Source organism: Nostoc sp. (genome assembly GCF_036919815.1).
In the GTDB taxonomy this organism is placed as follows: Bacteria; Cyanobacteriota; Cyanobacteriia; order Cyanobacteriales; family Nostocaceae; genus Nostoc.
In genome coordinates, this window is the sequence record NZ_JBALCE010000109.1 from 13,964 (window position 1) to 27,252 (window position 13,289).

Here is a 13,289-nt window from a genome sequence, read left to right on the forward strand (position 1 = left end):
TTGAACGCGCCACCGAATGAATATGGCTCTCTCAATAATGCATCTTTTCACCAAGGTAAAACCAGCTTCTATGATGGTAGAGCTTAAAACATTAAATTTAAAGATAGGTTATGGTATAGAAGGAGATATAAATGCCTATTCTATAAGTCCAAGGCAAGTTTTAATTGTTAGGCATGAAGATATTTTAAACTTATCAATTAAACCAGGAGAATTGCGAGAAAATATTGTGGTAACAGGTATAGAATTTGATAATTTTATTCCTGGCTCTCTGCTAACCTTTGAAAGTGGTGCCGAAATTCGTCTAACTTTTCACTGCGAACCGTGTAAGCGAATAGCCCACTTGGTAAAATCATTAAAGAGCATCCAAGGTAAAAGAGGAATTTTAGGTGTAGTTATTAAATCAGGTAAAATCCAGGTTAATAATAATTTTCAGGTTCAAGCTCATAAATTTCCAGCATTATCTGAAAATCCCTATCAACGATTCCTAAATTTTATGATCAAAATCCCAAGTGGGAAAGTAGTTACATATAAACAGATAATCAAAGGCATGGGAGTAGATAATAGCTATCTAAGAGCTATTCCTACATACCTGAAAAAAACCTCGGCTGCTGATTATCCGCTACATAGAATTTTAGACTCTAAGGGTTATTTGATAACTTATGTAAACCAACAAAAAAATAAGTTGGAAACTGAAGGAGTTAAAGTTTTATCTGAGACAAATTTAGTGGGCAACTTAAACAAAAATTTTGTAGATATTAAAGATTATCTATGGGAAGATAACACTATATATTTAAAATAGATATTAATCATGTAATTTTCATAGATATTTGCAATATTATCTTGTATTTTACAAGGAAAAATACTTCGTATGATCAAGATAATCACTGACTTTTTATTTGTTTAGATGTAGCTTGCATAAAGTCGATAAAAACTTTTATGAGCTTATGGATTCCCTCACTACCTCCGGCAATTAAACCTCCTGTCAGGAATGCATCTAAACAACGGAAAATAACTACTTGTATGGGATTATCTAAATCAATAACTACAAGTGGCTCGATTGAGCGAATGCCTATTGCACTAATTAAAAGACCGAATAAAAGAGATGTCCATAGAGCAATTGTTCGCGTATCAGATTTATAAGCTGTTCTTTGGCGCTCTTTATAATTTATATTATCAGTTTGTGGCTTGAAGATTTTTAATGAGTCTTGTTGATTTTGTGTAAAATTTTGGATAATTTGCTGTTCTAAACTCATTCCTTCAGCCGGGAGTCCACTGACTTGATTCGATTCCAAAGAAGCAAACTGTTTATTTTGGGTTTCCATAAGTTTTATCTGATCAGATATGAGAGCCTTTTCTTGCTGAATACTAATATCTAATTGCTCGATAAATGGACCTCGCCAAGTAGTTATAAAAACTTCTAAAGAACGCTCTAACAACAAAGATATAAATAAAAGTAATGTGAGTACCTGGATAATATCATTAACCCCAAATGGTTTTAAAACGAATGGTTTAGATGATAACCAAGTTGACAAAGTTACTACTAGAAAACTAATAATGATTAACAGAATAAATAGAGGAGATTCTGGAGAAAGCTTTCGCAACGTATCTATACTCCTGTTTCGCGTCACAACACAGCCTGAAGGTGAAAACTACACCTGCTGAGTAACTTAACAACGTTAATTTGATAGAACAGTAAATAATTTATTACCCAACCCTTTTTTATAGCAGTGTGATCAGCTACGCCATCGGGGAAGCGATCGCACTGATGGTTGGTGACACCAGAGCCACACTAGCCTAAAAGTCTTGCTATACAAGCATTACAGCAGTAAACTGAGCGAAACTACTGTCTATCAGCCAGGGCAAGTATTCATCTATCATTGTGATATTGGCATAGTTTATAATATATGTACAGATTTATGTACATCAAGTAATGTTGCCTTACAAAATCACATCTCCAACCGATGCAAGAAATTGCTTTTTTAAGTTGTTAGAACTGGTAGTCGAAAATCATCAAGTGTATATGATCAATCGTCGTGATGGTGAAAATGTAGCCTTGATTGCTGAGTCAGATTTGGTAAGTTTGCTAGAGACGGTGTATCTTTTGCGATCGCCTGCTAATGCGCGTCGTTTATTAGATGCAATAGAGGAGTCGAAAACTGGCAATATCCAACCTCAAGCGATCGCAGAACTTCAGCAGGAGTTGGGAATTGAGCAAGAAGAAGAAAAAGAAAGCTGAATCTAGTGAAATTAAGCCAGTTGTTGTTAATCGAAGTCCTGGTTTTAGTTGTAAATTTAAAGAAGATTTAGCTTGGTGGTTCAAGCAAGATTTTCAGAAAGCATCAAAAATATTAGATTTGGTTACAGCTGTAATGCAACACCCGTTTGAGGGTATTGGTAAACCAGAAGTATTAAAATATATGGATGCAGATATTTGGTCGCGGCGAATTGATTTAGAACATCGGCTTGTATATCGAGTGGGAAGCACTCAGATTGATTTTCTCACTTGTCGATATCACTACGAATAATCAATTTAAAGCTGAGTAATATATTAATATCAATGACAGTTTGGTGTTATGTAAACACTAGCGATTATCTTACAAGGTTTATCTAGCATAATATACTTTTAGCTAGCGATGCCTGCACCAACGTCTTCCAATGAAGTTTGGGATAAGAGTAATTTAATATCTATGCAGAAAATTCGGTTTGTGGATTTATTTTCAGGAATAGGGGGAATTAGATTAGCCTTTGAACAGGCGGCTGATTCTTTAAATATAGAAAGTGAATGTGTTTTCAGTAGTGAAATCAATTCAGATGCTCAATTAGTTTATGAAAAAAACTTTGGTCAAAAAGCTTTAGGTGATATTCGATTAATTGATCAACTCCCAAAACATGAATTTTTATTAGCTGGGTTTCCTTGTCAGTCTTTTTCTCATGCTGGCAAAAAAGAAGGGTTTCTTGATACACGAGGCACGCTATTTTTTGAAATCACAAGATTACTTGATACCTATAAACCACAAGCTTTTATTTTTGAGAATGTTCGAGGGCTTTATAGTCATGATCAAGGGCAAACCTTAGCAACAATTAAGCATGAAATTCAAAAAAGAGGTTATAGTTTTCATGCTTTTTTACTTAACAGTGCAAACTTTGGCTTACCGCAAAATCGTGTCCGCATTTATGTGATAGGAATTTTAGATGCTTCTCCCACTTTTGAATTGATTTCTGATGTGGGGCCTAAAGACTCCCATTCATATAATCCTCAGCAGTTATCTTTGTTTTATCCACCAACAAAATCTGTAACTGTTGCCGATATTTTGGAAAGTAATCCAGATGAAAAGTATAATTGCTCACCAAAGTTTGTTAATGCTTTGAAACGAATATTTAATAATGATTTAAATCGCTTACATGGGATCAGGTTGATTGATTATCGGGGTGGAAACTCTGTTCATTCGTGGGATTTAGGATTGCGTGGCGAGTGTAGTGCTGAGGAAATTGAACTAATGAACCGTTTCATATTAAAGAGACGGAATAAAGAATTTGGAGAAGAACAAGATGGGAAACTATTAACTCAGGAGCAAATAGCTAGCTTTTTTGTACATCCAAATTTAGGGAGAGTTTTGAATTCACTAGTTACAAAAAAATATCTAAAACTTATTAATGATAAATATAAACCTTTATCGGGTAACTTTTCATTTGAAGTTTATAAGTTTGTAGATCCAAATAAAATTTCGGTAACGTTGGTTGCTAGTGATGCTAATAGATTGGGTGTTTATCACAATCAGAGAGTGCGGCGATTAACTCCGCGAGAAGCTGCAAGGCTGCAAGGTTTTCCTGATAGCTTTATACTTCATCCCAATGATGATAAAGCTTATTACCAACTGGGAAATTCTGTGAGTATTAATGTAGTTAAAGCTGTGGCTCAGGAAGTGATTATAAAAAGCTTATATTCTACTCAAGAAATAATAGATAAATCTAAGCTCACACTTGCTCAATCTTTTAATTATGTTCCTTAACTGATAATCAGCGCAAGACCTTGGTCTTAAGTAAGTGCTATTTTATTGTAGGGTGTGTTAGGCGAAGCCATAACGCACCAAAAGAGCCAACTAGATGCGTTACCCTGACGCTAACATATACTACAGTAATTTTATATTTAATGGATTATGAATTAAGTTAATACCATCTCCAGCAACGCTATCCCATGTAGCAATTTCAGCTTGATACTCTGGATCTTCTGTATCCTGCTTGAGGGCTGCAATCATTTCTGTAGCTAAAATTCGGCGGCGGTGTTCTGCTAGCAGCGTATTGATGTATGCGCTACGATTTCCTTGTGCATACTGATCTACGAATTGTAGAATATCTTCTTCTAAGCTAATTGTGACTTTGAGCATCTGTATGAATTTTTAGTATTACTATTTAGTATGATTTTATCATCATATAATTTACCAAGTCTATATTTCGGGAAAGGATACATCTTCATAAATATCCGCTAGGGAACAGGCAAAGTTTAGGCTGATTAATTGTAATTCTTGATTTCCTTTATAACTATATAAAACCCATCTTCCCTCAGCATTGCGACGAAAACAATCAACACGCTGGCGAGTTTGACTTATTAAGACATATTCTTGAAATATTTCTAATTCTTGATAGTCAATAAATTTATCGCCTCTATCAAAAGCTTCTGTGGATGGAGAAAGAACCTCAATAATTAAACAGGGGTAACGTTTAAAATATTCAAATTTTATATCTCTTTGGTCACAAGTAACTAGGATATCAGGATAATAGAAAATATTTAGTGATTCAATACGAGCTTTCATATCTGTAGCGTAAAGGCGACATCCTGTACCGCGAACATGATTTCTCAAGAGGGCAATGAGATTAGTAGTAATTGTCACATGGGCATCACTTGCCCCTGACATCGCATAGATTTGCCCTTGAATATATTCGTGTTTATTCAGGCTGGATTTTTCAGCTTCTAGGTATGCTTCTGGAGAAAGATCGGGGTGAAATTGGCTAATAGTCATAAGCAATTAAAAATTAAAAATGTTCGCGTAGTGTCTCGTAGGGAAGAAAGTCTATTTAGCCAAGTGCTTTGATTACTTTACTTATGAAAATTAAATGTGGAACTGCTGATTAACAAAGTAAGTAAAGAGCCAAGAATAAACAGAACAATATTTTTGGCAATTAATATCAATCTTCTGTCCGCAACAACCAAAAGCCGCTATAAGTCATCCCAGAATCGTCTGGTTGAACTAACAAAAAATGCAATCCTCGGCTTTGCTGTTTACGTTGTTCAAATGCTTGGGCTGCTGTTGTAACTTCTGGATCTTCAAAAGTCGCAACAATCCACCTATCCACTAAACCAGCTTCTAATATTAAGCCATCCGGTGCGCCAGATATGTAGTTTAACGCTACTGGGCGCGCTTGCTGCAACCACCGTGCTAGACGCATTGATTGCCGTCCACCATAAATTATTACACCAGGGACGGGCATTGTTGACGCCAAACCCAAATTGATGGGTTTTATAAATTCTGGGATGTGCAAAATGGGAATGGGGCGATCGCTAAATCTCGTTTCTACATCACTAGCAGCTAGAGTCGCAAAACGCCATTGTTCTCCCCAGAGGTTTTCTGGTAATGGTACTGGGGGCGGTTTATCCAGTGTTGAAGGATATTGCTTTTCTTGTAACCACTGCTTCAATGCCAAGGTGTCGCGGGTAGGTTCGACATTAATACCTAAATTGCGTCCAGCCGCCTCAATTAAACTTAGTGACTGAGGACGAAATACCTGAATCACATCTGGCAATTTTTCACCAGAGGCTAACTCAAGTTGAGCAGCAACCCAATTAGAATTTGCTGCTGACTGGAGACAGCTAGCTTCATATTGAAAGCTGCGAGTTGCGTCACAAATCAACAACTCCCATAAAATTTGTCCAGATGCATCTGGTAACGGACGACGATAAAAATCAGCCTGCCAAATTTTCATAGGTGGAGAGTGGGGGGATGGGGAGAGTTAAAACTGAAAGTTTCAAGCTCAAAGGTTCAACGTTTATGCTCAAAGGTTCAACGTTTATGCTCAAAGGTTCAACGTTTATGCTCAAAGGCTCAAGTTTCATGCTCTGAGGTTCAACGTTTATGCTCAAAGGTTCAACGTTTATGCTCTGAGGCTCAAGTTTCATGCTCAAAGGTTCAACGTTTATGCTCATTTCCCTCATCTTCCCATCCCAATGCCCAATTTAAAAAGCCTGAATCCATTCTTTAACAGAATATTCAGTCCAGATGCCATTTTTCCAGTAGGGGTCATTTTCAATTAACTGGCGCACAGTGGCTTCGTCTTCGGCTTCGTAAATCCCAAAAACTTTTGTAACATCTTTGGTGGGGCCAATAGTAATCAGCACACCCGATTCTTTTTGTTTTGCTAATCCGTCTAAATGAGCTTGACGGTGGGGGGTACGTTTTTCGAGAACGTCTTCGCAGTAACTTCCCCAGACTACATATTTAGGCATGGTTAATCAATTAAAAATTTAAAAAAATGAACGGGAGTGGGGAGTAGGCTTGCCGTGAGCGTAGCCAAATGGGAGTGGGGAGTGGGGGAAGCAGGGGGAAATGAGAGAGATGAACCAACCAATGGCCAATGCCCAATGCCCAATGCCCAATGACTAACTTCTGAGGTTGACGCCGAATTTTTCCACCAAGGCTTCACGAACTTTATTGTGTACTGGTTCGACTTCTGCCTCAGTCAGAGTGCGATCGCTAGCCCGATAAACTAAACGAAATGCTAAACTCCGCTGCCCTTCTTTGACATTTTCACCACGATATTCATCAAATAATTCTACCGATTCGAGCAAATCTTTACCCGCTTTGGTAATTACTTTTTGAATTTCGGCAACTGAGATTTTCACGGGTGCGAAAAAGGCGATATCGCGATCGCTAGCTGGATAGGTAGAATAGGAACCGAATGTTGGAACGAGAATTTCATCTTGTCCTAGAGAATCTAAAAGCACATCTAGATCCAACTGGAAAACATAAACGGAATCTGGTAAGCCTTTTTCTCGTCGTAATTGGGGATGGAGTTGCCCAAAAATACCCAGCCTGTTACCCCGAATCCACAGAGAAGCGGTGCGCCCTGGATGTAAGCGATCGTCGCGGCGATCGGGTTGAAATTCTACCTCCAAGGCAAGTTGCCGAAATACACTTTCTAAAATGCCTTTGGCTTCAAACCAGGTGATCGGTTGTTCGCGTCCACTTTTTGCCCATTTGCCAAGGGTGCGATCGCCTCCCACAATCCCCGCAAGGGCTTCTGTTTCTTGCAAACCGTCTTCTTCTCGCCAGAAAATTTGCCCGATTTCAAAACCGTTAAGGGGACCATTACCCTGCTCTAAATTATATCGAAAGGCATCAATTAACCCAGACATCAAATCAGTTCGCAGTGCCGAATATTCGACAAACAAGGGGTTTGTTAATACTATCCCTCTGTCTTCTCCTGGTTTGACTAAAGAATAGTGGATTAATTCTGTCAATCCTTCAGCCCGCAGAAAAGCTCGTAACTTGCGAATCAGTTCCTCATCTAAAGGCAGATAGCCAGCTTCCGCTTTTTCTGGCAAGGTATCACAAAATTTGTTATACCCATAGAGACGGGCAATTTCTTCAATTAAATCAATTTCTCGCTCTAAGTCGCGGTAACGATAGGGTGGTACGGAAACTGACCATGTAGGTTGATGTGTACTATCTTCTCCTGAAGGAGTCAACTGACATCCCAATGCAGTCAGGATGCGCTCAACATCTTGTTCTTGGAGTTCACCTGTGTCCTCTCCCAAATCGATTGGCCCCAGTATTTGATTAACTCGATCTAAACGCAGTGCGATGGAATGACTCCACGTAGATTTATCGGGGCGGGTGTCGGCAATTTCCTGCTGTACAAGAATTCCACTAGCCAATTCGCTAATTAAGGATAAGGCGCGGCGATTAGCAATTTCCAACTCAGCCCGGTTAACTCCCCGTTCATATCTACCAGAAGCCTCACTTCTTAAGCCTGCACTCCGGGAAGAACGACGAATTGCCACGGAATCAAATAACGCCGCTTCTAAAACGAGCCTTTGAGTACCTTCATAGACTTCCGTTTCTTCGCCACCCATAACTCCCGCCAGTGCAACGGGTTTTTCGTTGGCGGTAATTAACAAATTTTGGGTTGATAAGGTGCGGGTTTGTCCATCTAGGGTTTTGAGGGATTCTCCCGCAGTGGGGAAGCGGACGCCGATGGTTAAATTTTCACTACTTGCAAGAGATTGTAGGCGATCGCAATCAAAGGCGTGCAGTGGTTGTCCCCATTCCAACAAAACGTAGTTAGTAATATCTACTACATTACTGATGGGACGTACCCCAGCCGCCCGTAAACGCTGTTGCAACCATTCGGGAGATGGAGCAATTTTTACCTGTTCAATTACCGTACCAATGTATGCAGGACAAGCTTGGGTATCGGCGATTTTTAAAGCTAAATTTCCGGCATTTTTGGGAATAGAGATTTCATCAGGTTCAGAAATGCTCAACTTTCCACCTGTCAAAGCTGCTACTTCCCGTGCTACGCCTACCATACTCAGAGCATCAGCGCGATTAGCAGTTGCAGTTAAGTCTAAAATTACATCATCTAAACCCAACAAAGGGCGGACATCACTACCCAATGGTAAATTTTCCTGAGTAAAAATATGAATTCCCTCTACATCGGTGGGCAAACCGAGTTCTTTTAAAGAACAAATCATGCCTTGAGAAGGGACACCACGCAGTTTTGCAGGTTTAATTTTTAAATCGATCTTGGGTAAGTAAGTACCCGTAGTTGCCACTGGCACATAGATATCTGCCTTCACATTCGCAGCACCACAGACAATATTTAAAGTCTCACCTGTACCGATATCCACTTGGCAAACACTCAATTTATCGGCGTTCGGATGGGGTTGACGCTCAAGCACTTTCCCGATAACCACGCCATTTGCCCAAGTGCGGCGGTCTTCAATCTCTTCAACCTCAAACCCCGCCATTGTCAGGGTTTCGGCTAATTCTTCTGGACTAAGTTTTATCTCTACTAGTTCGCGTAGCCAATTTAGAGAAATACGCATGGAGTGTGCTTGTTTTAGGAATTGTCTTTTGCTCTAATTTTAGGGTGTTTACTAGCGATCGATGGCTACTCGTCCCGCAAGACGTACCCTTTCACTTGAACAATCCTACTACGTTAGACTGGCAGAACAATATACTACACACAATTTAGCTAACTAGGTAGGATGTGCGATCGTAAAGAATAGTAGTGCTAACCCAAAAGCTATAAATGCCAACCCAAAAGCTATAAATGCCAACCCAAAAGCTATAAATGCCAATCCAAAAGCTATAAATGCCAATCCAAAAGCTATAATACCTAGAAAGCTTTTTTACCACTCTACCGACTTTTCAAACATCCTCTTAGACTGGCAGAATAATCTCTTATGCTAAACAATATATAAAAATGCAACAATGACAATCCTATCAAACGAAAAACCAATTGTTCTTGTTTGCGCTGCTGATGATAACTACTCTATGCCTATAGCATCGGCTACCCGGTCAGTTATTGCCAATTTCCAAAGTGAACACAAGTTGGTTCTATATATTATTGATGGGGGAATTAGTCAACTCAACAAACACAGAATTATCAAAAACTTAAAATCTGAGCAAGTCAGTATCAATTGGCTCAAGCCTAGAAAACAGCACTTCAAAAATGCCCAAACTTCATCTACTATTACAACTGCTGCTTACTATCGGCTTTTAATTCCTCAACTGTTGCCAAAGCAATTTAATAAGGCAATTTACATTGATAGCGATGTGATTGTAAAAGGAAATATAGAGGGATTATGGAATATTGATATTGGAGAATATTATCTCTTGGCAGCACAAGATATGGGAGCGCCTTATGTATCTTCGCCAAGAGGACTGATCAATTATCAAGAGCTTGGCATTCCTCCAGAATCTAAGTACTTTAATTCCGGGGTTCTAGTAATGAATCTCAAAAAATGGCGGGAAGATAAAATTTTTGAAAAAGTAATGGAGTATTTAACAATAAATAAACAATATGTGCGGTGGCATGATCAAGATGCTTTGAATGCTATTCTTGCCGGAAAATGGGGAGAACTTGAACCCAGATGGAATCAAATGCCATATTTATTTCAAGATTCATCTTGGCAAGATAGTCCGTTTACAGAAGATGTATTTAATCAGCTAATTAATAATCCTGAGATTATTCATTTTTCAACTGGGGATAAGCCTTGGCACAATAGTTGCAACCATCCTGACAAAGATTTATTTTTTCAATACCTTGATAATTCAATTTGGTCTAATTGGCCTGCTGAACAAGCTGTCAAAAAAGAAAGGCAAAGGCGGATGGCTTTTTTACACAACATTTATCACATGGTGAAGCAGCGAATTAAATCACTGTTGAAAGCATAATACCTTGAATACCGTTGCTTCGGCAAGTATTATAAAACTCAGAAGCAAGTTCATAGTCTTCCATATCTAACTCAAGATTGGGAAATGCACGGAGATAATTTTTCAGCCGATTGTATTGGTTGGTGTCACGAATCCCTGAGAGTATCTCTTGCCGAACAGCACCTAACAAAGCAACTCGACCATCAGCAACTAATTCTCGAAACACTGCAACATGGGGTGAGTCGTCAACTTTATAATTGCGTCTGAGAGGATGTTTGAAAAGTCATGATTGATGTATCAAATATTTTTTACCCCACCCTAACCCTCCCCTTATAAAGGGGAGCCACTGCGTTGGGCGGCAATGCCCGACTTGAAGCAAGTGGCGTGAGGGAACCGAATTTTTCTTGTTTCCCCCCTTTACAAGGGGGGATTAAGGGGGGTAACAATTCGATTAAAATCACAACATATCACTTTTCAAACAACCTCTGAGAGCTAAAGACCAAATTGAAGTAGCAACAATGACTTTCATCGACTCCAACGCTGTTGCTTGTAGTCATAATCATCGTCGTATTCAATCGTACCAAATAGCTCCAGAATTTTCAGTTGCTTTCGACGTTGCACATACTCTCGTAATGCCTCTTCAACAACAGCATCCTTAGTTGGATGACCACCAAGTTCGAGAAGCTCTCCTTAATTAAGTTTTCGTCAATTTCTAGATTAGTAGCCATGTAGAAATTCTTCTAATTACGAATTACGAAAGATTTTGTGGTTAATTTAAGTCAAATGCATGAAGACTATTTTCAGTAATTCTGTACGAGAAAACGGTTTAGTCAGATATCCAGATGCCCCTACTAATCTCGCTTTTACTTGGTCTACAATTCCTTTATTCCCAGTGACAAAAATGATCGGAGTCCTCTTAAATATGGAATTATTTCGTATAATTCGACACAACTCATAACCATCGATTCCTACCATGTTTAAATCCAGCAAAATTAAGTCTGGTTTGTGCCTTATAATTGACAAAGCGGCTTTTATTGGATCGTTGATAGTCACTACAGAAAAATTTTCATTTTCTAAGAAATAGCTAATTTCTTTTAGAATTGTGCGGCTATCATCAACAGAAACGATTTTGTGGACTTTTTCTGCCGTTACAGTAGCAGCCGTTACTCTTTGGGAAGCAGGATTTATGTTATTTGATATTGTTGGTTCCTGAAAGTTTGCTTTTGGAGGAGCAGAAATCTCTGGTAATCGCTGAACAGGAACTATATTCTCTTCAGAAATAACTGCGTAAGAGTTGAGGGTGATATTTAGTTTTTCTTTGCTGTGAACTAAGTCTGTAATTGATTTTGAGAAAAGCTCCGGCGTAGCCCGTCGTAGACATCGCTGCTCAAAAATCTTTGGTAATCTATCAAATGGTGGATCAGGTTCATGCAAGATAATCGCACCATTAACGATGTAAGGGTATAAATTGCCAGCCAGTTGAATTTCATCTTGATTCAAAATTACAGCCAGATGACGCAGGCTAAAACCCTTCATCCAATTAGTTAAATGTGGCTGGAGGTTTGGTAAATCTTTTTCCTCAAGTTTGCTGTTAATCAACAGATATGGACGTTGATAGGGAGAAGAAATTTGGGGAACAAAAGCCTGCCAATTCTGTAATCCTATTTGGCAACATTCGAGAATTTTTTCTACATCTAGCCGACAATTTTTTGGCATTCTTTTCAGTGGTTCTGTTAATTGATAAGTACCTTCTTTGATGAGTAAAAATGATTCAATCACCTCTTTAACTAATTCTTGAACCAGCATTGCGGCTTGTGTAGAATGTAGATGTTGTTGACTAACAAGCCAGGATATAGCCTGATATTCAGGAGGGTGGCTGATGGAATTGCTATTATGTTCGATTAACTGATTGTGTAAATCAGGTTCAAACATCAGACGTAATTGAACACGAACCTCGCTAGTAAGCAGTGGAATTTGGTGGCTGAGGCGACGCAAATGACGTTCTAATCGATCAAATGGTTCCACTGAATGAGTAGCGTAGGTTATTTTGCCCTGTTCTAAGTATATCGACCAAGAAACTGAGTTGCTTAATGCTTGTAAACAAGTACTGTCGGAGCAATTGGATAACTGTCTTAATAAACTTAGAGGACGTAGTTTGGTGAATGCACCTGAATTATTCATATTTTTCAAGTTTTTTACGGAATCAACAACCGAACATTTGTAAATTGAAAATATCAGCGATGAAACATTTTCTTCTTTGTCATATTTCTATACACACAAATCATCTATTTTAAAATATGTATAACTATATTAAAAATTATAAGTTTTAGAATATATTTGTTACATTTGGCACATTATACCTAATTTATCTCAAAAAACAAGTAGGTGGGTATGAATAAAGGTAAACACTGATTATGGCTAGACTATCAGTAGATATTGGTTGCTTCCAAGCTTTACTCACTACCGACAACGCTTGGCTGAAGACCTTAATAATGACGTTTATTTATGCCCACTCTCTTAAAGAGGCAAATTTGATTCTAAGTTTCCGTAGTTACACTGGTATACTTCTAGAGCTAATGATCTTAATTATGGTTAATCACCTTTCTCTAAAGAACCGATTCTCCTACATAAAATCTTTAAAAACTTATCTAGGAAAGTTTACGTATTTATTGTACTGTAGGTTTAATGGATATAAATTTTTGGTAGATATATTACAACAGGTAATGGTCGGTTTTGATAAACTAAGCTATGCTCAAGTTCATCTTAATATAGAGAACTTCATGAAAATAATTTGTTTAATAAAGATTAGACGATCTACGACTAGATACTATATTCTGTAGTGGCTTCGGCAAC

The 13,289-nt window shown here is 38.4% G+C and carries 14 protein-coding genes; 5 read left to right on the forward strand and 9 right to left on the reverse strand.

Going from position 1 to position 13,289, the window contains the following annotated elements:
* Positions 1-16: 16 nt before the first annotated feature.
* Positions 17-799 (forward strand): MGMT family protein, encoded by a 783-nt coding sequence (locus V7K15_RS24630; protein WP_334909755.1) that lies wholly within the window; start codon positions 17-19, stop codon positions 797-799.
* Positions 800-881: 82 nt separating this feature from the next.
* Here V7K15_RS24630 and V7K15_RS24635 read toward each other — a convergent pair whose 3' ends face one another.
* The gene (locus V7K15_RS24635) at positions 882-1,532 is read right to left on the reverse strand and encodes a hypothetical protein (protein WP_334909757.1); all 651 of its coding nucleotides are present in this window, start codon (positions 1,530-1,532) and stop codon (positions 882-884) included.
* Positions 1,533-1,930: 398 nt separating this feature from the next.
* On the opposite strand from V7K15_RS24635, the gene V7K15_RS24640 reads away from it, so the two are divergent.
* The 3 genes from V7K15_RS24640 to dcm all read left to right on the forward strand — a co-directional run bounded on the left by V7K15_RS24640 (position 1,931) and on the right by dcm (position 4,010).
* The gene (locus V7K15_RS24640; RefSeq protein ID WP_334909759.1) at positions 1,931-2,236 is read left to right on the forward strand and encodes a type II toxin-antitoxin system Phd/YefM family antitoxin; all 306 of its coding nucleotides are present in this window, start codon (positions 1,931-1,933) and stop codon (positions 2,234-2,236) included.
* Complete coding sequence (locus V7K15_RS24645; protein WP_334909761.1) at positions 2,208-2,525, forward strand: Txe/YoeB family addiction module toxin; 318 nt, start codon at positions 2,208-2,210, stop codon at positions 2,523-2,525. The genes V7K15_RS24640 and V7K15_RS24645 overlap by 29 nt, the downstream gene beginning before the upstream one ends.
* 108 nt (positions 2,526-2,633) lie before the next feature.
* A complete protein-coding gene (gene dcm, locus V7K15_RS24650) occupies positions 2,634-4,010 on the forward strand; it encodes a DNA (cytosine-5-)-methyltransferase (protein WP_334909763.1) in 1,377 nt (458 codons plus the stop codon).
* A gap of 120 nt (positions 4,011-4,130) precedes the next feature.
* Here dcm and mazE read toward each other — a convergent pair whose 3' ends face one another.
* The 6 genes from mazE to pheT form a co-directional block, all read right to left on the reverse strand.
* Positions 4,131-4,385, reverse strand: a complete 255-nt coding sequence (mazE, locus tag V7K15_RS24655) for a type II toxin-antitoxin system MazE family antitoxin (RefSeq protein ID WP_334909765.1) — start codon at positions 4,383-4,385, stop codon at positions 4,131-4,133.
* 60 nt (positions 4,386-4,445) lie between these two features.
* Complete coding sequence (locus tag V7K15_RS24660) at positions 4,446-5,018, reverse strand: Uma2 family endonuclease (protein ID WP_334909767.1); 573 nt, start codon at positions 5,016-5,018, stop codon at positions 4,446-4,448.
* Positions 5,019-5,184: 166 nt separating this feature from the next.
* Positions 5,185-5,979, reverse strand: a complete 795-nt coding sequence (locus V7K15_RS24665) for a Tab2/Atab2 family RNA-binding protein (protein WP_334909769.1) — start codon at positions 5,977-5,979, stop codon at positions 5,185-5,187.
* Positions 5,960-6,199, reverse strand: a complete 240-nt coding sequence (locus V7K15_RS24670) for a hypothetical protein (protein ID WP_334909771.1) — start codon at positions 6,197-6,199, stop codon at positions 5,960-5,962. The genes V7K15_RS24665 and V7K15_RS24670 overlap by 20 nt, the downstream gene beginning before the upstream one ends.
* Positions 6,200-6,229: 30 nt before the next feature.
* Positions 6,230-6,499, reverse strand: coding sequence for a YciI family protein (locus V7K15_RS24675; protein ID WP_334828820.1), 270 nt, complete (start codon positions 6,497-6,499; stop codon positions 6,230-6,232).
* A 153-nt stretch (positions 6,500-6,652) separates the two neighbouring features.
* Positions 6,653-9,103 (reverse strand): phenylalanine--tRNA ligase subunit beta, encoded by a 2,451-nt coding sequence (pheT, locus tag V7K15_RS24680; RefSeq protein ID WP_334909773.1) that lies wholly within the window; start codon positions 9,101-9,103, stop codon positions 6,653-6,655.
* A 388-nt stretch (positions 9,104-9,491) separates the two neighbouring features.
* Here pheT and V7K15_RS24685 point away from each other — a divergent pair, with 388 nt between their 5' ends.
* Positions 9,492-10,457, forward strand: a complete 966-nt coding sequence (locus V7K15_RS24685; RefSeq protein ID WP_334909775.1) for a glycosyltransferase family 8 protein — start codon at positions 9,492-9,494, stop codon at positions 10,455-10,457.
* Here the strand turns inward: V7K15_RS24685 and V7K15_RS24690 are convergent.
* On the reverse strand, positions 10,435-10,662 hold the full coding sequence (locus V7K15_RS24690; RefSeq protein WP_334909777.1) for a hypothetical protein: 228 nt from the start codon (positions 10,660-10,662) through the stop codon (positions 10,435-10,437). The genes V7K15_RS24685 and V7K15_RS24690 overlap by 23 nt on opposite strands.
* 548 nt (positions 10,663-11,210) lie before the next feature.
* A complete protein-coding gene (locus tag V7K15_RS24700) occupies positions 11,211-12,617 on the reverse strand; it encodes a response regulator (protein ID WP_334909779.1) in 1,407 nt (468 codons plus the stop codon).
* Positions 12,618-13,289 lie beyond the last annotated feature (672 nt).

Excerpts from the sequence above, each read along its gene's own strand:
- V7K15_RS24630 (WP_334909755.1), top strand. The coding sequence starts at position 17 with ATGAATATGGCTCTCTCAATAATGCATCTTTTCACCAAGGTAAAACCA.
- V7K15_RS24640 (WP_334909759.1), top strand. The coding sequence starts at position 1,931 with ATGTTGCCTTACAAAATCACATCTCCAACCGATGCAAGAAATTGCTTT.
- dcm (WP_334909763.1), top strand. The coding sequence starts at position 2,634 with ATGCCTGCACCAACGTCTTCCAATGAAGTTTGGGATAAGAGTAATTTA.
- mazE (WP_334909765.1), bottom strand. The coding sequence starts at position 4,385 with ATGCTCAAAGTCACAATTAGCTTAGAAGAAGATATTCTACAATTCGTA.
- V7K15_RS24660 (WP_334909767.1), bottom strand. The coding sequence starts at position 5,018 with ATGACTATTAGCCAATTTCACCCCGATCTTTCTCCAGAAGCATACCTA.
- V7K15_RS24665 (WP_334909769.1), bottom strand. The coding sequence starts at position 5,979 with ATGAAAATTTGGCAGGCTGATTTTTATCGTCGTCCGTTACCAGATGCA.
- V7K15_RS24670 (WP_334909771.1), bottom strand. The coding sequence starts at position 6,199 with ATGAGCATAAACGTTGAACCTTTGAGCATGAAACTTGAGCCTCAGAGC.
- V7K15_RS24675 (WP_334828820.1), bottom strand. The coding sequence starts at position 6,499 with ATGCCTAAATATGTAGTCTGGGGAAGTTACTGCGAAGACGTTCTCGAA.
- pheT (WP_334909773.1), bottom strand. The coding sequence starts at position 9,103 with ATGCGTATTTCTCTAAATTGGCTACGCGAACTAGTAGAGATAAAACTT.
- V7K15_RS24685 (WP_334909775.1), top strand. The coding sequence starts at position 9,492 with ATGACAATCCTATCAAACGAAAAACCAATTGTTCTTGTTTGCGCTGCT.
- V7K15_RS24700 (WP_334909779.1), bottom strand. The coding sequence starts at position 12,617 with ATGAATAATTCAGGTGCATTCACCAAACTACGTCCTCTAAGTTTATTA.